Genomic DNA, 17,508 nt, shown 5'->3' on the forward strand with positions numbered 1-17,508 from the left:
TGTCCATGAAGCGTGCCGCCTTCCTGCTGCTCGCGCTGGCGGCGGCCGCTACCGGCGCGCAGGCCATGAGCATCCGCGAACTGCGCACGCTCGAAGCCGGCGAGAAGGATGGCAAGGCCTACGCCAGCTACTACCTCGTCGGCGTGCTCGAGGGCCTGCGCGAAGGCGTGGAGGCCTCCCAGCGCAACGGGCAGAAGCCCATCTTCTGCGTCGAAGGCCGCCGCCTCGAGCCTTCCATGGCGCGCTCGCTCTACCAGACCGAGCTGAGCCGCAACGCCGACAGTTACGAAGCCGACATGCCAGTGCAACTGGTCATGGCCGGCGCTCTCCGAAACAGCTACCGCTGCACCCGATGACCGCTGCTGCTCCTTCCGAATCCGCCCGCTCTCCGTTCGACCGCATCCGCGAGGACGTGCGGTCCATGAACGCCTACGCGGTGCAGGACGCCACCGGCTTCATCAAGCTCGACGCCATGGAAAACCCCTTCGGCCTGCCGCCCGCGCTGCAGGCCGAACTCGGCGCGCGGCTCGGCGCGCTGGCGCTCAACCGCTATCCGGGCGAGCGCGGCGCCGACCTGCGGCGCGCGCTGGCCGCGCACGCGCAGATGCCCGAGGGCTTCGAGCTGATGCTGGGCAACGGCTCGGACGAGCTGATCTCGCTGCTGTCCATCGCCTGCGACACGCCCGGCGCCACGGTGCTGGCGCCGGTGCCCGGCTTCGTCATGTACGCCATGAGCGCCAAACTGCAGGGGCTGAAGTTCGTCGGCGTGCCGCTCGCGGCCGACTTCGAGCTCGACGAGGCCGCCATGCTGGCCGCCATCGCGCGCGAGAAGCCGGCCATCGTCTATCTCGCCTACCCGAACAACCCGACCGCCAACCTGTGGGACGACGCCGTGCTCGAGCGGATCGTCGAGGCCCAGGGTGCGCAGGGCGGCCTGGTGGCGATCGACGAGGCCTACCAGCCCTTCGCCGCCCGCAGCTACATCGACCGGCTCGCGAAGCACGGCCACGTGCTGCTGATGCGCACGCTCAGCAAGTTCGGCCTGGCCGGCATCCGCCTGGGCTACCTCATGGGCCCGGCGGCGCTGGTCGCCCAGATCGACAAGGTGCGCCCGCCCTACAACGTGAGCGTGCTGAATTGCGAGTGCGCGCTCTTCGCGCTGGAGCACGCCGACGTGTTCGAGGCGCAGGCCCGGCAGATCCGTGAGGAGCGCGAGCGCCTGATGATGGGCCTGGGCCGCCTGCCCGGCGTGAAGACCTGGCCGAGCGACGCCAACATGATCCTGTTGCGCGTGCCCGATGCGGCGAAGACCTTCGAGGGCATGAAGGCGCGCGGGGTGCTCGTGAAGAACGTTTCTAAAATGCACGAACTGCTCGCAAACTGCCTGCGCCTCACCGTCGGAACGGCCGACGAGAATGCGCGGATGCTCGCGGCACTCGAAGCCTCACTATGACCACCCCCACCACCACGGCCGCCGCGGGCGCTGCCGATCGCACCGCGACGGTCACCCGCAACACCGCCGAGACGAAGATCACCGTCAGCGTCAACCTCGACGGCACAGGAAAGGCCAAGCTTTCCACCGGTATCGGCTTCTTCGACCACATGCTCGACCAGATCGCCCGCCACGGGCTGATCGACCTCGAGATCGACTGCCAGGGCGACCTGCACATCGACGGCCACCACACGGTGGAAGACGTCGGCATCACGCTCGGCCAGGCCGTGGCCAAGGCCGTGGGCGACAAGAAGGGCATCCGCCGCTACGGCCATGCCTACGTGCCGCTGGACGAGGCCCTGAGCCGCGTCGTCATCGACTTCTCGGGCCGTCCGGGCCTCGTGATGCACGTGCCCTTCACCAGCGGGATGATCGGCGCCTTCGACAGCCAGCTCACCTACGAGTTCTTCCAGGGCTTCGTGAACCACGCCTTCGTCACGCTGCACATCGACAACCTGAAGGGCGTCAATGCGCACCACCAGTGCGAGACGGTGTTCAAGGCCTTCGCGCGCGCCATGCGCGGCGCGCTCGAGCTCGATCCGCGTTCCGCCGGCGTCATCCCCTCGACCAAGGGCTCGCTCTGAACGCGTTCGTCAATCAGCTATGAAATCTGTAGCAGCAAATACCGTTGCGGTCGTCGACTACGGCATGGGCAACCTGCACTCCGTGTCGCAGGCCGTGCGCCACGCGGCCGACCAGGTCGGCGTGGAGGTGTTCGTCACCTCCGATCCCGACGTGGTCCGCAAGGCCACCCGCGTCGTGCTGCCGGGGCAGGGCGCCATGCCCGACTGCATGCGCGAGCTGCGCGACTCCGGCCTGCAGGAGTCGGTGCTCGAGGCGGCGGCCAGCAAGCCGCTCTTCGGCGTGTGCGTGGGCATGCAGATGATGCTGTCGCGCAGCGACGAGGGCCCGACCGACGGCCTGGGCCTCATCCCGGGAGAGGTGGTCAAGTTCGACCTGGCGGGCCGCCTGCAGCCCGACGGCAGCCGCTTCAAGGTGCCGCAGATGGGCTGGAACCAGGTGCGGCAGGCCCAGCCGCACGCGGTGTGGGCGGGCGTGCCCGACCTCAGCTACTTCTACTTCGTGCACAGCTTCTATGCCCGCCCGGCCGACCCCAAACACAGTGTGGGCGAGGCGGAATATGGCGCGAGCTTTACCGCGGCCATCGCACGCGATAACATTTTTGCAACCCAGTTCCACCCGGAAAAGAGTGCGGACCACGGGCTGCAGCTATATCGCAATTTCCTCCACTGGAATCCCTGAACCTATTTTTCCGACCGGGCCGAAGCTTTAACAGCCCGGATTTCGCACACTCGCGTCACTTCCATGCTCCTCATTCCCGCCATTGATCTCAAAGACGGCCACTGCGTTCGCCTCAAGCAGGGCGACATGGACCAGTCCACCATCTTCAGCGAAGACCCCGCTGCCATGGCCCGCAAATGGGTCGAGGCCGGCGCGCGTCGGCTGCACCTGGTCGATCTGAACGGCGCCTTCGCCGGCAAGCCGCAGAACCACGCGGCCATCAAGGCAATCCTGAAGGAGGTTGGCGACGACATCCCGGTGCAGCTCGGCGGTGGCATCCGCGACCTCGACACCATCGAGCGCTACATCGACGACGGCCTGCGCTACGTGATCATCGGCACCGCCGCGGTCAAGAACCCCGGCTTCCTGAAGGACGCCTGCAGCGCCTTCGGCGGCCACATCATCGTGGGCCTGGACGCCAAGGACGGCAAGGTCGCCACCGACGGCTGGAGCAAGCTCACGGGCCACGAGGTGGCCGACCTGGGTAAGAAGTTCGAGGACTACGGCGTCGAGTCGATCATCTACACCGACATCGGCCGCGACGGCATGCTCTCGGGCATCAACATCGAAGCGACCGTCAAGCTGGCGCAGGCGCTGACCATCCCGGTGATCGCCTCGGGCGGCCTCTCGAACATGGCCGACATCGACCAGCTCTGCGCCGTCGAGTCCGACGGCGTCGAGGGCGTGATCTGCGGCCGCGCCATCTATTCGGGCGACCTCGACTTCGCCGCCGCGCAGGCCCGCGCGGACGAACTGGCCGCCTGACGCTCCCGGCGCGCAGCGCGTGCTCTCCGCGCTCGCCATCGCCAACTACCGATCGCTGCGGCAGCTGACCGTGCCGCTGGGCCGGCTCACGGTCGTGACCGGGCCCAACGGCAGCGGCAAGTCGAGCGTGTACCGCGCGATGCGCCTGCTGGCCGACATCGCCAATGGCGGCGTGATCCGCTCGCTGGTGCGCGAAGGCGGGCTTTCATCCACCCTGTGGGCCGGGCCCGAGCGCTTCTCGGCCGCCATGCTGCGCGGCGACGTGCCGGTGCAGGGCACGGGCCGCAGCGAACCGGTGGCGCTGAAACTGGGCTTTGCGGGCGTCGAGGCCGAGGACTTCGGCTACGCCATCGACATCGGCCTGCCGCCGCCGATTCCCTCGACCGCGTTCTCGCACGACCCGCAGATCAAGCACGAAGCCATCTGGAGCGGCCCGCTGCTGCGGCCTTCCACGCAACTGGTCGACCGCAAGGGTGCTGCCCTGCGCCTGCGCGAAGGAAAGGGCTGGCAGGCCGTCGGCCGGCCGATTCCCGCCTTCGCCAGCATGATGACCGAGCACGCCGACCCGCGCGACGCGCCCGAGATGCTCACGCTGCGCGAGCAGATGCGCTCCTGGCGCTTCTACGACCATTTCCGCTCCGACGCCGATGCGCCCGCGCGCCAGCCGCAGCTGGGCACCTACACGCCGGTGCTGGCCAACGACGGCGCCGACCTTGCGGCGGCGCTGCAGACCATCCGCGAGATCGGCGACAGCGAGGCGCTCGACCGTGCCGTGGACGACGCCTTTCCCGGCGCACGCATCGAAGTCCAGGCGACCGGCGACCGCTTCGAGACGCTGATGCACCAGCACGGCCTGCTGAGGCCCCTGACGGCCGCCGAACTTTCCGACGGCACGCTGCGCTACCTGCTGTGGATCGCGGCGCTGCTCACGCCGCGTCCGCCCGCGCTCCTTGTGCTCAACGAACCCGAAACCAGCCTGCACCCCGACCTGCTGCCGGCGCTGGGCCGGCTCATCGCGCAGGCCGCGCGGCAGTCGCAGGTGATCGTGGTGTCGCACGCCGCGCGGCTCATTTCCGCGCTGGACGACAGCGAGGGCATGCAGGCGGTGGTGCTGGAGAAACGCTTCGGCGAGACACGCATCGCGAATCTCGACATGAGCGAGATACCGCGCTGGGAGTGGCCAGCGCGGTAGTTGTCGAACGAAGGCCTACTCGGCCTTCACTGACATCGTCTGGATGATCGTCTCCAGCTGCGCGCTCATCGGCAGGTTGATGCTCTCCCCTGACGGCAGCTTGCGCAGGAACCAGCGCTTGTACTGCCGCTCGATCTCGCCGTCTTCGGCGAGCACCTGGAAGGTGTCGACGACCACCTTGTTGAGCTGCGGGTCGCCCTTGCGGTACATGATCCCGTAGGGGTCGTAGGAGAGGAAGTCGCCGACCACCTCGTAGTCGGCCTTGGCGGCGTCCTTCGCGATCAGGCCGTACAGCAGCACGTCGTCGGTGGCGAACGCGTCGGCCTGGCCGCTCTTCACGAGGCCGAACGACTCCGCATGGTCACGCGCCACCTGCAGGTTGATGTTCAGCTTGAACTTCTCCGACAGGTCGCGCAGCGTCTTCTCGTTGGTCGTGCCCGCCGTCACGGCCACCTTGCGGTTGGCGAGGTCGCGGAACGACTTGATCGGCGAGCCCTTCTTCACCAGCACCTTGGTGCCCGAGACGAACATGGTCGGCGAGAAGCTCACGCGCTTCTGGCGCTCGAGGTTGTTGGTGGTCGAGCCGCACTCCAGGTCGACCTTGCCGCTCACGACCGCGTCGATGCGCGAGTCGGAGGTCACGGGCACCCACTTGATCGTGAGGCTCTTGTTCACCGCGTCCTCGATGGCCGTCACCAGCGCGCGGCACAGCTCGATCGAATAGCCGATGGGCTCGTTGCGCGCATTGAGGTACGAGAACGGCACCGACGACTCGCGGTAGCCGATGGCGATGGTGCCGCTCTCGCGGGCCTTGGCCAGCGTGCCGGTGAGCTGCTCCTGCGCCTGCGCGGGCCCCGCGGGTAGCGCCGTGAGAATCACGGTCGCCAGCAGCGCGGCGAACCAGGAGGAAAAAGCGGATGGCGTCGTGCCGATGCGCTTCATGGCGTTTCCCGGGCTCAGGCGTGAGCCGGATGGGCGAGGGTGGCGTTGGCTTCCTCGTCGAGCGCCTTCGCATTGATCTCGGCGTCGCTCTCGGAAAGCAGCTCGCCCTCCCACTTGGCGACCACGGCCGTGGCGATGGAGTTGCCCACCGCGTTGGTGGCCGAGCGGCCCATGTCGAGGAAGGTGTCCACGCCCAGGATGAGCAGCAGGCCGGCCTCGGGAATGTCGAAGTGGTTCAGCGTGGCGGCGATCACCACCAGCGAGGCGCGCGGCACGCCGGCCATGCCCTTGGATGTGAGCATCAGGATCAGCAGCATGGTGACCTGCGTGCTGATCGGCATGTGGATGTTGTAGGCCTGCGCAATGAAGAGCACGGCGAAGGTGCAGTACATCATCGAGCCGTCGAGGTTGAACGAGTAGCCCATCGGCATCACGAAGCTGGAGATCTTGCGCTTCACGCCGAAACGGTCGAGCGCCTGCAGGATCTTCGGGTAGGCCGCCTCGGAGCTGGCCGTGGCGAACGACAGCAGGAAGGCCTCCTTGATGAGCACCAGCAGCTTGAACACGCGCGGGCCGAGGAACAGGAAGCCCGCCAGGATCAGCACGCTCCACAGCACGAAGAGGCCCAGGTAGAAGTCGCCCATGAACACTGCGAACTTCAGCAGGATGCCCAGGCCGTTGACGGCCACGGTGGCGGCCATGGCGGCCAGCACGGCGAGCGGCGCGAGCTTCATCACGTAGCCGGTGATCTTGAGCATCGCGTGCGAGAGTTCCTCGATGGCGGCGACCAGCGTCTTGGCCTTGTCGCCCAGCGAGGCCAGCGCCACGCCGAAGAACATCGAGAACACCACGATCTGCAGGATCTCGTTGTTGGCCATGGCCTCGACGAAGGACTTCGGCACCGTGTGGCTCACGAAGTCCTTCAGCGTGAATTTCGAGGTGGCGAGGTTGGCCGAGGCGCCGATGTCCGGCAGCGGCAGGCCGAGGTTCTCGCCCGGCTTGAGCAGGTTGGCCATCACCAGGCCGATGACCAGCGAGATCAGCGAGGCGGTGAGGAACCAGCCGATGGCCTTGCCGAACACGCGGCCCACCGACTTGGCGTCGCCCATGTGCGCGATGCCCACCACCAGCGTGGAGAACACCAGCGGGCCGATCAGCATCTTGATGAGGCGCAGGAAGACGTCCGAGACGATGGAGACGTAGTCTGCGATTTCCTTGGCGGCTTTCTTGTCCGGAAAGCTCGAGAAGATCATGTAGCCGACGATGATGCCCAGCACCATCGCGATCAGGATCCATGCGGCCATCGGCAGCTTCTTCATTCGTATCCCCTTTTTCGTGTGAGAGTGATTCTTTTCGGGTGCGCGGGACCGCCTTGCACCTTGTCTCCCGATGCAGGCGCTCACAGGGTATCCAAGAAGGCCCCGGACGCGCAATGGCCCGGGATGCCAGTTCCGTGCCACCGCACGGGCGCTGCCTACAATTCCTCACATGGAAACCAGCCTGATCGAGTTCCGCGGCCAGCCCGCCATGCGCGCCACGGGCGCGGACGGAAGTACCGTCACGGTCGCATTGCATGGCGCGCAAGTGCTGTCTTGGACCACGGCCGACGCTGTGGAAAGGCTCTACCTGAGCCCGCGCGCGGTGTTCGACGCACAGGCCGCCATCCGCGGCGGCATACCCATTTGCTGCCCTCAGTTTAACCAGCGCGGCATGTTGCCCAAGCATGGCTTCATGCGCAATTTGCCTTGGGAAAAGGCTGCCAGCGAGGCTCCGCAGACCCTTCGGCTGACACTGCGCGACAACGAAGCCACGCGCAAGCTCTGGCCGCACGCTTTCGAGGCACGGCTGGATGCAACCCTGAGCCCCGGCGGGCTGCGCACGGCGCTTACGCTGGTCAACACCGATGCCGCGCCCTGGTCCTTCGCGGCCGCGCTGCACACCTATCTGCGCGTCGACGACATCGCCAATGCGCGCCTGAAGGGCCTGCAGGGGGCCAACCGCTGGGATTCGCTGACCGACGAGCGCCATGCCGAAACGGCGGAATCGCTGCATTTCGACGCCGAATTCGACAGCGTCTACGCCGCGCCCGCCCAGCCGCTGCACCTGGTGCAGCCCTCCGGCACGCTCGAAATCTCTCAAAGCGCCACCTGCACCGAAACCGTGGTCTGGAACCCCGGCGCCGTGCTCGGTGCGAAACTCGCCGACATGCCCGCCGACGGCTTCCGCCACATGCTCTGCGTGGAGGCGGCCCGCATCGACGAGCCCGTGCTGCTCGCGCCCGGCGCCCAATGGCTCGGCTGGCAACAGCTGCGCGTTCTCTGATTTCCTACCGGTTCCTAACCCCACCATGCTTGCCAAACGCATCATTCCCTGCCTCGACGTCACCGGCGGCCGTGTCGTCAAGGGCGTCAACTTCGTCGAACTGCGCGACGCCGGAGACCCGGTCGAGATCGCCGCGCGCTACAACGCGCAGGGCGCCGACGAGCTCACCTTCCTCGACATCACCGCCACCAGCGATGGCCGCGACCTGATCCTGCCGATCATCGAGGCGGTGGCCTCCCAGGTCTTCATTCCGCTGACCGTGGGCGGCGGCGTGCGCACCGTGGCCGACGTGCGGCGGCTGCTCAACGCCGGAGCCGACAAGACCAGCTTCAACTCGGCCGCCATCGCCGATCCGCAGGTGATCAGCGACGCGTCGCAGAAATACGGCTCGCAGTGCATCGTGGTCGCCATCGACGCCAAGCGCCGCAGCCCCGAGGAGGCCGCCACGCGCGGCGCGGGCTGGGACGTGTACAGCCATGGCGGGCGCAAGAACACCGGCCTGGACGCAGTCGAATGGGCCACCGAGATGGCGCGCCGCGGTGCCGGCGAGATCCTGCTGACCAGCATGGACCGCGACGGCACAAAGAGCGGCTTCGACCTGGAACTGACCCGCGCGGTGAGCAACGCCGTGAACGTGCCGGTGATCGCCTCGGGCGGCGTGGGCAGCCTGGACGACCTGGCCGACGGCATCCAGACCGGCGGCGCAGACGCGGTGCTGGCCGCGAGCATCTTCCATTACGGCGAGCACACGGTGGGCGAGGCCAAGGCCCGCATGGCCGCGCGGGGCATCCCCGTGCGGATCGACCGCTGAACGCCGAGCTGCGAACGGCTTTTCAAGGGTCTTTTGCCATCCCCGACAATACTTTCCATGAACTGGCTCGATGAAGTGAAGTGGGACGCGAACGGCCTTGTGCCCGTGATCGCGCAGGAACAAGGCAGCAACGACGTGCTGATGTTCGCCTGGATGAACCGCGAGGCGCTCGAAAAGACCGCCGAGTTGGGCCGCGCGGTGTATTTCAGCCGCTCGCGCAACAAGCTGTGGTTCAAGGGCGAGGAATCGGGCCACGTGCAGACCGTGCACGAGATCCGCCTCGACTGCGACAACGACGTGGTGCTGCTCAAGGTCACCCAGCTCGGCCACGAGCCCGGCATCGCCTGTCACACCGGACGCCACAGCTGCTTCTTCAACAAGTACGAGAACGGCGGCTGGACCGCGGTCGAACCCGTCTTGAAAGACCCGGAATCGATCTACAAATGACGGTCACAGTGAACAATGACAGCCCCTCCGACGCACTCGCTCGCCTGGCCGCGGTCATCGAAAGCCGCCTGCCCGCGCACGGCGGCGACCCCGAGAAGAGCTATGTCGCGCGCCTGCTGCACAAGGGCCCCGACGCCTTCCTCAAGAAAATAGGCGAGGAAGCCACCGAAGTCGTGATGGCCGCCAAGGACGCCGACCACGGCGGCGACCGCTCGAAAATCGTGAACGAAGTGGCCGACCTGTGGTTCCACACCATGGTGGCGCTGGCGCACTACGGTTTTTCCCCTGCCGACGTCACCGCGGAGCTGGAGCGCCGCGAGGGCACCAGCGGAATCGAGGAAAAGGCGCTTCGCAAGGTGAAGGCACGGGAATCCGAAGCTCCCAACGATTGAAAGGACATCCGCCATGGCCAACGACATCGTGAACGTGGAACCCGACGACTCCCTCAAGACCTGGGGCTGGGTCAGCTACATCCTGCACCTGATCGTGGCCATCGGCGCCGTCGTGCCGGGGGCGCAGGCCTCCGTGCTGCTGCTGCTGATCGCGCTGGTCATCGACTTCGTCAAGCGCGACGACGCGGCCGGCACCTGGCAGGCCTCGCACTTCAGCTGGCGCATCCGCTCGGTGCTGTGGGCCGGGTTGCTGTACATCGTCACCTCGTGGCTCTGGCTGCTGTTTCTCGTACCGGGCTGGATTGCCTGGAGCCTGATCTCGCTGTGGTTCCTCTACCGGATCGTGAAGGGCATGATCCGGATGAACGACGGCCGTCCCATGGAACCCAAAGATGTCATCTGATCCGAACTGCGTCTTCTGCAAAATCATCGAGGGCAAGATCCCCTCCCGCAAGGTCTACGAAGACGAAGACCTGTTCGGCTTCCACGACATCGCTCCCTGGGCGCCGGTGCATTTCATGCTGGTTCCCAAGAAGCACATCGCCTCGATGGCCCAGCTGGCGCCCGAAGATTCGGCGCTGATGGGCAAGATCATGACCTTGGCGCCCAGGCTGGCGCTGGAGCAGGGCTGCAGGCCCTATCCGGAGGGCGGCTTCCGGGTCGTGGTCAATACGGGCAACGAGGGCGGGCAGGAGGTTCACCATCTCCATGTCCATGTCATGGGCGGTCCCCGGCCATGGCTTCGCGGCTGACGGGCATTAGGACAAACTGTCACATTCCGCCCGACTAAAATCGGACACATTCTTAGGAGTTCTCCATGGGTTCTTTTTCCATCTGGCACTGGCTGATCGTGCTGCTCGTCGTGGTCATGATCTTCGGCACCAAGAAGCTGCGGAACATGGGTTCGGACCTTGGCGGCGCCGTCAAGGGTTTCAAGGACGGCATGAAGGACGGCGCTTCATCCGATGCCGCCGCCCCCTCGGCCCCCGCGCAGCAAGTGACCGGCCAGCCGGCCAACAGCGACAAGTCGGCGATCGACGTCGAAGCGCGCCAGAAGTCCTGAGCACGGGCAGCAGCACGTGCTCGACCTCGGCATTGAGAAGCTGGCGCTGATCGGCGTCGTGGCGCTGATCGTCATCGGCCCCGAAAAGCTGCCGCGCGTGGCCCGCACCGTCGGTACGCTGCTCGGCAAGGCGCAGCGCTACGTGAACGACGTCAAGGCCGAAGTCAACCGCTCGATGGAGCTCGACGAGCTCCGCAAGATGAAGACCACCGTCGAGGATGCGGCGCGCGACGTCGAGCACAGCATCCACACGGGCGCGAGCGAGTTCGAAAAGCAGTTCAGCGGTTCGGGCGAAACGCTTTCGGCGCTGGCCGAACCCGAGCCGCCACCGCCGCCCGTCTACAGGCATCCGCGCAAGAACTGGCGCCTGAAGCAGGGCGCCACGCCGCAGTGGTACAAGGCGCGCAACGGCGTGCGCACCAAGGCGCTTTCGGGCGCGGCGCGCGTCGCGCGCTTCCGCCCGCACAAGATCAACTAACGGCCGGGCTCCACCACCGCGCTCACCCGGGCGCCGGCCGGCGTCACGCTATCTTCTTCCTCCCCAATGGCCGATTCCGACAGCAAGAGCAAAGACAAAGAAGACGAGCTCGCGGGCACCGAACAGCCGTTCGTTGCGCACCTGGTCGAGCTTCGCGACCGACTGCTCTACTGCGTCTACGGCCTCGTGGTCGCGGGCATCCTGCTGGCCATCTGGCCCGGCCCGGGCGGCCTGATCGACCTGATCGCGATGCCGATCAAGGCGCACATGCCGCACGACGCGAAGCTGATCGCCATCGGCGTCTTCTCGCCGTTCTTCGTGCCGCTCAAGGTGCTGATGATGGCGGCCGTGCTGCTGGCGCTGCCCTGGCTCATGTACCAGGCGTGGATGTTCATCGCGCCCGGCCTCTACAGCCATGAAAAGCGCTTCGCGCTGCCGCTGATCTGCTTCGGCAGCCTGCTGGCCTATGCGGGCATCGCCTTCGTGCAGCTGTTCGTGCTGGACAAGATGTTCAGCTTCATCCAGCGCTTCGCGCCGGCGGCGGTGCAGGCGACGCCCGACATCTCCTCGTACGTCGAGGCGATCCTGTCGCTCTACATCGCCTTCGGCGTGGCATTCCAGGTGCCGATCGTCGTCATGCTGCTGGTGCGCTTCGAGATGGTGACCATCGAGAAGCTGCGCTCGTTCCGCGGCTACTTCATCGTGGTCGCGTTCGTCGTGGCCGCGGTGCTGACGCCGCCCGACGTGGTCTCGCAACTGGCGCTGGCGGTGCCGATGTGCCTGCTGTACGAGGTGGGCATCATCGGGGCCAGGTACTTCGCCAGTTCCGGCAAGAAGCCTGAAGAAGAGCAGAGCGCCGACTCGGCTTCCAGCTAGCCCCCTCGTTCTCTGAAGCCTGGCGACGGGGCTCGCTGCAGTCCCCCGACCCCTTAAAAGACCAGCAGATTCCAGAAACACCGAGGAACCGGCTTTGCCGGGCCTCGGGTGTTGCCCCCGGAGGGGGTTGGCGCGCGCGACACGAAGTGCGCGGAGCCTGGGGGTGAACCTAGACCTACCGAGGAACCGGCTTTGCCGGGCCTCAGGTGTTGCCCCCGGAAGGGGGTTGGCGTAGCGACACGAAGTGCGCGAAGCCTGGGGGCGAGCCCTACTCCTGCTGGTTGGGCACTTGCCGCACCGGGCTCTTCGGCCGCAGGCCCGGCGTCACGTCCAGTTCCATCTTGTCGCTGCCGCGCTGCAGCGCGAAGCGCGAGGTGCTGCCGGGCTTCAGGCCTGCCACCGCGGTCAGCAGCGCCTGCACGTTGTCCGTCTTCTTCTCGCCCACCGAGGTGATCACGTCGCCCGGGCGGATGCCTGCCTTGGCGGCGGGGCCGTTCTGCAGCACGCCGGTGATGATCACGCCCGCGTCCGCCTTCACGCCGAAGGTCTCGGCCAGTTCGGGCGACAGGTCGCTCGGCTCCACGCCGATCCAGCCGCGGCGCACCTGGCCTTCCTTGACGATGCCTTCCAGCACGATCTTGGCCATCGACACCGGAATCGCGAAACCGATGCCCATGCTGCCGCCCGAGCGCGAGTAGATCGCGGTGTTGATGCCCTGCAGGTTGCCGTTGATGTCGATCAGCGCGCCACCCGAGTTGCCGGGGTTGATGGCCGCGTCGGTCTGGATGAAGTTCTCGAAGTTGTTGATGCCCAGCTGGTTGCGGCCCAGCGCCGAGACGATGCCGCTGGTCACGGTCTGGCCCACGCCGAACGGGTTGCCGATGGCCAGCACCTGGTCGCCGACCTGCAGGCCGTCGGAGTCGCCCAGCACGATCACCGGCAGCTTGTCGAGCTCGATCTTCAGCACGGCCAGATCTGTGTCGGGGTCGGTGCCGATCACCTTGCCGCGCGTGTGGCGGCTGTCGTTGAGCGTCACCTCGATCTCGTCGGCGCCTTCCACCACGTGGTTATTGGTGAGGATGTAGCCGTCGGGGCTCACGATCACGCCGCTGCCCAGGCCCACCTGGGGCTGGTCGTCCTGGTCGCCGAAGAAGAAGCGGAACCACGGGTCGTTGCTGCGCGGATGGCGCTGCGCGGCCTTGCTGGTGTTGATGCTCACCACCGCCGGAGAAGCCTTCTTGGCCGGCGCGCTCAGGCTGCCGGGCGCCGGGATGTTCGGGTTGCTCGCCGGCGCCTCGACGATCGAGACCACGCCGCCCAGCGAGGTCGCGCGCTTGTTGATCCACTCGGGCTTGAGCGTCGCGACGACGAAGTAGGCCGCCAGCAGGACGGTCACGGCTTGGGCAAATAGCAGCCAGGTGCGTTTCATGAAAGATTGGTGAAAAAGACGTTGGAAAGCCGTGTGCAGCGCGGCAATGTTGTCAATTGTCCCTCAACCGCATGGCCCAGAAACCGCTCGGGAAGGTCGAGATTAGGACTTCCTGCGTACGTAAACCCGGGTTAACACCTAGCATTGCAGGTCGAGCCCACCCGGCCCGTGCTTTTTCCGGCCTCCCGCGCTGCCCACCCGGTGGAGGCGGCAAGGCATTTCGCCAGCGCGCCATTTTTCCGTTTTCTCACCCGGTCCCGCGGCTGGCGCGCGGTCAAGACCTCCCTGCCAGCCATGACTTCAGAAGCAACCTTCCCGGATGGCGCACAGCCGGCGCCGGCACGCACGCTCTCCTCGAGCGACTACAAGACTCTCGGCCTGTCCGCCCTCGGCGGCACGCTGGAGTTCTACGATTTCGTCATCTACGTGTTCTTCGCGACCGTGCTGGGGGCGCTGTTCTTCCCGGCCGACATGCCCGACTGGCTGCGCCAGCTGCAGACCTTCGGCATCTTCGCGGCCGGCTACCTCGCGCGCCCGGTGGGCGGCATCGTCATCGCGCATTTCGGCGACATCTTCGGCCGCAAGCGCATGTTCACGCTGTCGATCTTCCTGATGGCGGCGCCCACGCTGGTGATCGGCCTGCTGCCGACCTACGCGAGCATCGGCGTCGCGGCGCCTCTCCTGCTGCTGGCGATGCGCGTGCTGCAGGGCGCGGCCATCGGCGGCGAGATGCCCGGCGCCTGGGTGTTCGTCGGCGAGCACGTGCCGGCCAGGCGCTACGGCCTGGGCATCGGCGTGCTGACCTCGGGCATCACCGGCGGCATCCTGCTGGGCTCGCTGATCGCGGTGGCCATCAATCGCCACTATTCGCCCGAGCAGGTGAGCGACTTCGCGTGGCGCATTCCGTTCATCCTCGGTGGCGTGTTCGGGCTGGTGTCGGTGTACCTGCGCCGCTTCCTGCACGAGACGCCGGTGTTCAAGGAGCTGGCCGGCCGCCGCACCGCCGCGCGCGAACTGCCGCTGCGCACCGTGCTGCGCGAGCACCGCCTGGCCTGCGTGTACGTCGCGCTGCTGACCTGGGTGCTGTCGGCCGCGATCGTGGTCGTGGTGCTCTACACGCCCACCTACCTGCAGAAGGTGCATCACATTCCGGCCGCCATGGCGCTCGAGGCCAATGCACTGGCCACGCTGACGCTCACGCTGGGCTGCGTGCTGGCCGGCTGGGCGAGCGATCGCATCGGCACCCGTGCCGTGATGCTGATCGGCTGGGGCGGCCTGTTTGCCACGGCCTACCTGTTCTACAGCGGGCTGCCCGGCACCACGGCCACGCTGTTCTGGCACTACGGGCTGGTGGGCCTGTTCGTGGGCACCATCGCCACCGTGCCGATCGCGGGCGTGCGCGCCTTCCCGGCGCCGGTGCGCTTCACCGGGCTTTCCTTCGCCTACAACATGTCGTATGCCGTCTTCGGCGGGCTCACGCCGGTGGTCCTGACGCTCTGGCTGCAGCACGACACGATGGCCCCCGCGCACTACGTGGCGGCGCTGGCCGCGCTGGGCTTCCTGCTCGCGCTGCTGCCCATGGCCGCGCGCGGCCATGCGATGCGCGATGGCGTGGCGGCCTCGCGCGGCGCGACAATGGGGCGATGAGCACCACCCGCCACGAACTGCTTCACGCATTCGACCTGCTGCTGGCCCCCGGGCGCTTCAAGGACTACGGACCCAACGGCCTGCAGGTCGAAGGGCGCACCGTGGTCCGCAAGATCGTCTCGGGCGTGACCGCCAGCCGCGCGCTGATCGAGGCCGCGATCAGCGCCGAAGCCGACGCCATCTTCGTCCACCACGGCCTGTTCTGGCGCGGCCAGGACGGCTGCGTCACCGGCTGGATGAAGCAGCGCCTGGGCCTGCTGCTGGGCGACGACGTCAACCTCTTCGCCTATCACCTGCCGCTCGATGCGCACCCCGAGCTCGGCAACAACGCCCAGCTCGGCCTGAAGCTGGGGCTCGTGGCGCATGCCGGCTCGGCCGGGCGCTTCGGCGAGCAGGAACTGGGCTTTCTCGGCGCGCAGGAAGGCGGCGGGAGCTTCGACAACGCAAAAGCGCTTGCCACGCACGTCGAGCAAGTGCTGAAAAGGCCCGTCACGCTCCTCGACACGGCGAATCGTCCCATCCGGAACGTGGCCTGGTGCACGGGCGGCGCGCAGGGCTACTTCGAAGCCGCCATCGCGGCTGGCGCCGATGCCTTCATCACCGGCGAGATCTCGGAGCCGCAGGCTCACTACGCGCGCGAGATGGGCGTGGCTTTTCTCGCCTGCGGGCACCACGCCACCGAGCGCTACGGCGCGCCGGCCGTGGCCGGGCACGTGGCTGCACAGCTCGGGTTGAAGCACGAGTTCATCGATATCGACAACCCGGCATGAGCGCTCCCATTGCCATCACGCTCGGCGACCCCGCCGGCATCGGGCCGGAGATCATCGTCAAGGCCTTCCGCGACGCGCCCGATGCCACGCATGGGACGTTCGTCGCCGGCGACGTGGGCACGCTGCGCAAGGCGTCGCAGGCCCTGGCCACCGACGGCCGGCCGGGCTGGCCGGTGCTGGAGATCGAATCGGCCGCCGAGGCCGCGACCGTTCCGCCGGGCTGCATTCCGGTGCTGCAGGTGATCGCGCCGCCTTCGGGCATCGAAACGGGCCGCATCAGTGCCGAAGCCGGACGCGTGGCGGGCGAATGCGTGGTCTGGGCCGCGCGCGCCGCGCTGCGTGGCGAGATCGGCGCCATCGTGACCGCGCCGCTGCACAAGGAGGCGCTGTCCGCCGCGGGCTTTCCGTACCCCGGCCACACCGAGCTGCTGCAGGCCGAGGCGGCCGCGCACCTGGGCCGCACGGTGGCCGATGTGCCGGTGCGCATGATGCTGGCCAACGACGAGCTGCGCACCGTGCTCGTCAGCATCCACATGTCGCTGCGCAAGGCCATCGAGGCGGTGCGCTTCGAGGGCGTGCTCGAGACGCTGCGCATCACGCACCGCGCGCTGAGCCATGCACTGGGCCGCGCGCCGCGCATCGGCGTGGCGGGCCTGAATCCGCATGCGGGCGAGGGCGGCCTGTTCGGTTCGGAGGAGCGGGAGATCATTGCGCCGGCCGTCGAGGCCGCGCGCGCCGAGGGCATCGACGCCAATGGGCCGCACGCGCCCGACACGGTCTTCATGCGCGCTCGCGCCAAGGCCGGCGTGCCGTCCAGCGGCGAATTCGACGTGGTGATCGCGATGTACCACGACCAGGGCCTGATCCCGGTCAAGTACCTGGGCGTGGAGAAGGGCGTGAACGTGACGCTGGGGCTGCCGCTGGTGCGCACCAGCCCCGATCACGGCACCGCGTTCGACATCGCGGGCACGGGGATGGCCGATGCCTCGAGCCTCGTCGAGGCGCTGCGCATGGCTCGCACGCTGAGCTGAACGGAGCTTTCCGGAGCACCACGGAACCGGCTTTGCCGGGCCGTCGGTGTTGCCCCGGCAGGGGCTGGCGCAGCGACACGAAGTGCGCGCAGCCCTGCGGGCGAGCCAACAAGCTTAGCGCTGCTTGAGGCTGTCGCGGATCTCGCGCAGCAGCACCACGTCTTCGGGTGTCTCGGGAGCGGCGGCCGGTGCCGGCTCTTCGCTGCGCTTCAGGCGGTTGATCTGTTTGACCATCATGAAGATGATGAAAGCGAGGATCACGAAGTTGACCGCAATGGTGATGAAGTTGCCGTATGCCAGCACCGGCACGCCGGCCTTCTTCAGGTCCGCCAGCGTGTTCGCGACGCCGGCTGGCACCGTGCCCAGCACCACGTAGAGGTTGGAGAAGTCGAGCTTGCCGAACACCACGCCGACGAGCGGCATGATGATGTCGGCCACGAGCGAATCGACGATCTTGCCGAAGGCGGCGCCGATGATCACGCCGACCGCGAGGTCGATGACGTTGCCCTTGACGGCAAATTCCTTGAATTCACTGAGGATGCTCATGAT

22 protein-coding genes are annotated in these 17,508 nt (G+C 67.2%); 18 read left to right on the plus strand and 4 right to left on the minus strand.

The annotated features are described in order from the left end of the window. Nucleotides 1-5 precede the first annotated feature (5 nt). The 6 genes from SFB74_RS07100 (at nucleotide 6) to SFB74_RS07125 (ending at nucleotide 4,751) form a co-directional block, all read left to right on the plus strand. On the plus strand, nucleotides 6-356 hold the full coding sequence (locus SFB74_RS07100; RefSeq protein WP_432730066.1) for a hypothetical protein: 351 nt from the start codon (nucleotides 6-8) through the stop codon (nucleotides 354-356). Then, nucleotides 353-1,453: a histidinol-phosphate transaminase gene (hisC, locus tag SFB74_RS07105; RefSeq protein ID WP_432730067.1), complete on the plus strand. Its 1,101-nt coding sequence runs from the start codon at nucleotides 353-355 to the stop codon at nucleotides 1,451-1,453. Before SFB74_RS07100 ends, hisC begins: the two co-directional genes overlap by 4 nt. Next, entirely contained in the window at nucleotides 1,450-2,076 is a 627-nt protein-coding gene (gene hisB, locus SFB74_RS07110; protein WP_432730068.1) for an imidazoleglycerol-phosphate dehydratase HisB, read from the plus strand. The genes hisC and hisB overlap by 4 nt, the downstream gene beginning before the upstream one ends. Before the next feature lie 19 nt (nucleotides 2,077-2,095). Next, nucleotides 2,096-2,755 carry an imidazole glycerol phosphate synthase subunit HisH gene (gene hisH, locus SFB74_RS07115; protein WP_093196355.1) on the plus strand — a complete coding sequence of 220 codons (660 nt, stop codon included), beginning with the start codon at nucleotides 2,096-2,098 and terminating at the stop codon, nucleotides 2,753-2,755. 63 nt (nucleotides 2,756-2,818) lie between these two features. Continuing rightward, complete coding sequence (gene hisA, locus SFB74_RS07120) at nucleotides 2,819-3,559, plus strand: 1-(5-phosphoribosyl)-5-[(5-phosphoribosylamino)methylideneamino]imidazole-4-carboxamide isomerase (protein ID WP_432730071.1); 741 nt, start codon at nucleotides 2,819-2,821, stop codon at nucleotides 3,557-3,559. 19 nt (nucleotides 3,560-3,578) lie between these two features. Beyond that, nucleotides 3,579-4,751: an AAA family ATPase gene (locus tag SFB74_RS07125; RefSeq protein ID WP_432730073.1), complete on the plus strand. Its 1,173-nt coding sequence runs from the start codon at nucleotides 3,579-3,581 to the stop codon at nucleotides 4,749-4,751. A gap of 15 nt (nucleotides 4,752-4,766) precedes the next feature. On the opposite strand, the gene SFB74_RS07130 is transcribed toward SFB74_RS07125, so the two are convergent. Beyond that, a complete protein-coding gene (locus SFB74_RS07130) occupies nucleotides 4,767-5,693 on the minus strand; it encodes an amino acid ABC transporter substrate-binding protein (RefSeq protein ID WP_432730074.1) in 927 nt (308 codons plus the stop codon). 14 nt (nucleotides 5,694-5,707) lie between these two features. Further along, complete coding sequence (locus SFB74_RS07135) at nucleotides 5,708-7,012, minus strand: dicarboxylate/amino acid:cation symporter (RefSeq protein ID WP_432730075.1); 1,305 nt, start codon at nucleotides 7,010-7,012, stop codon at nucleotides 5,708-5,710. Nucleotides 7,013-7,181: 169 nt separating this feature from the next. On the opposite strand from SFB74_RS07135, the gene SFB74_RS07140 reads away from it, so the two are divergent. The 9 genes from SFB74_RS07140 (at nucleotide 7,182) to tatC (ending at nucleotide 12,082) form a co-directional block, all read left to right on the plus strand. After that, complete coding sequence (locus SFB74_RS07140; protein WP_432730076.1) at nucleotides 7,182-8,015, plus strand: D-hexose-6-phosphate mutarotase; 834 nt, start codon at nucleotides 7,182-7,184, stop codon at nucleotides 8,013-8,015. 25 nt (nucleotides 8,016-8,040) lie between these two features. Further along, a complete protein-coding gene (gene hisF / locus SFB74_RS07145; protein ID WP_126023015.1) occupies nucleotides 8,041-8,826 on the plus strand; it encodes an imidazole glycerol phosphate synthase subunit HisF in 786 nt (261 codons plus the stop codon). 48 nt (nucleotides 8,827-8,874) lie between these two features. Continuing rightward, nucleotides 8,875-9,273: a phosphoribosyl-AMP cyclohydrolase gene (hisI, locus tag SFB74_RS07150; protein ID WP_432731890.1), complete on the plus strand. Its 399-nt coding sequence runs from the start codon at nucleotides 8,875-8,877 to the stop codon at nucleotides 9,271-9,273. Next, complete coding sequence (locus tag SFB74_RS07155) at nucleotides 9,270-9,665, plus strand: phosphoribosyl-ATP diphosphatase (RefSeq protein ID WP_432730077.1); 396 nt, start codon at nucleotides 9,270-9,272, stop codon at nucleotides 9,663-9,665. The genes hisI and SFB74_RS07155 overlap by 4 nt, the downstream gene beginning before the upstream one ends. A 13-nt stretch (nucleotides 9,666-9,678) precedes the next feature. After that, nucleotides 9,679-10,068: a DUF4870 family protein gene (locus tag SFB74_RS07160; RefSeq protein WP_126023017.1), complete on the plus strand. Its 390-nt coding sequence runs from the start codon at nucleotides 9,679-9,681 to the stop codon at nucleotides 10,066-10,068. Further along, nucleotides 10,058-10,417, plus strand: a complete 360-nt coding sequence (locus tag SFB74_RS07165; RefSeq protein ID WP_432730079.1) for a histidine triad nucleotide-binding protein — start codon at nucleotides 10,058-10,060, stop codon at nucleotides 10,415-10,417. The genes SFB74_RS07160 and SFB74_RS07165 overlap by 11 nt, the downstream gene beginning before the upstream one ends. 65 nt (nucleotides 10,418-10,482) lie before the next feature. Beyond that, complete coding sequence (gene tatA, locus SFB74_RS07170; RefSeq protein WP_125947532.1) at nucleotides 10,483-10,728, plus strand: Sec-independent protein translocase subunit TatA; 246 nt, start codon at nucleotides 10,483-10,485, stop codon at nucleotides 10,726-10,728. Nucleotides 10,729-10,744: 16 nt separating this feature from the next. Continuing rightward, nucleotides 10,745-11,206, plus strand: a complete 462-nt coding sequence (tatB, locus tag SFB74_RS07175; protein ID WP_432730081.1) for a Sec-independent protein translocase protein TatB — start codon at nucleotides 10,745-10,747, stop codon at nucleotides 11,204-11,206. 66 nt (nucleotides 11,207-11,272) lie between these two features. Further along, nucleotides 11,273-12,082, plus strand: a complete 810-nt coding sequence (tatC, locus tag SFB74_RS07180; RefSeq protein ID WP_432730082.1) for a twin-arginine translocase subunit TatC — start codon at nucleotides 11,273-11,275, stop codon at nucleotides 12,080-12,082. A gap of 268 nt (nucleotides 12,083-12,350) precedes the next feature. On the opposite strand, the gene SFB74_RS07185 is transcribed toward tatC, so the two are convergent. Further along, nucleotides 12,351-13,511, minus strand: a complete 1,161-nt coding sequence (locus SFB74_RS07185) for a trypsin-like peptidase domain-containing protein (protein ID WP_432730084.1) — start codon at nucleotides 13,509-13,511, stop codon at nucleotides 12,351-12,353. Between the two features lie 294 nt (nucleotides 13,512-13,805). Here SFB74_RS07185 and SFB74_RS07190 point away from each other — a divergent pair, with 294 nt between their 5' ends. Genes SFB74_RS07190 through pdxA form a run of 3 tightly spaced genes read left to right on the plus strand, consistent with a single transcriptional unit; the run spans nucleotide 13,806 to nucleotide 16,959 of the window. Next, nucleotides 13,806-15,158, plus strand: coding sequence for an MFS transporter (locus SFB74_RS07190; protein ID WP_432730085.1), 1,353 nt, complete (start codon nucleotides 13,806-13,808; stop codon nucleotides 15,156-15,158). After that, on the plus strand, nucleotides 15,155-15,928 hold the full coding sequence (locus SFB74_RS07195; protein ID WP_432730086.1) for a Nif3-like dinuclear metal center hexameric protein: 774 nt from the start codon (nucleotides 15,155-15,157) through the stop codon (nucleotides 15,926-15,928). The genes SFB74_RS07190 and SFB74_RS07195 overlap by 4 nt, the downstream gene beginning before the upstream one ends. Next, nucleotides 15,925-16,959: a 4-hydroxythreonine-4-phosphate dehydrogenase PdxA gene (pdxA, locus tag SFB74_RS07200; protein WP_432730087.1), complete on the plus strand. Its 1,035-nt coding sequence runs from the start codon at nucleotides 15,925-15,927 to the stop codon at nucleotides 16,957-16,959. Before SFB74_RS07195 ends, pdxA begins: the two co-directional genes overlap by 4 nt. 114 nt (nucleotides 16,960-17,073) lie before the next feature. Here pdxA and mscL read toward each other — a convergent pair whose 3' ends face one another. Then, nucleotides 17,074-17,505: a large conductance mechanosensitive channel protein MscL gene (mscL, locus tag SFB74_RS07205; RefSeq protein ID WP_093196323.1), complete on the minus strand. Its 432-nt coding sequence runs from the start codon at nucleotides 17,503-17,505 to the stop codon at nucleotides 17,074-17,076. Nucleotides 17,506-17,508 lie beyond the last annotated feature (3 nt).

The organism is Variovorax xiamenensis, assembly GCF_050916385.1.
In the GTDB taxonomy this organism is placed as follows: domain Bacteria; phylum Pseudomonadota; class Gammaproteobacteria; order Burkholderiales; family Burkholderiaceae_C; genus Variovorax.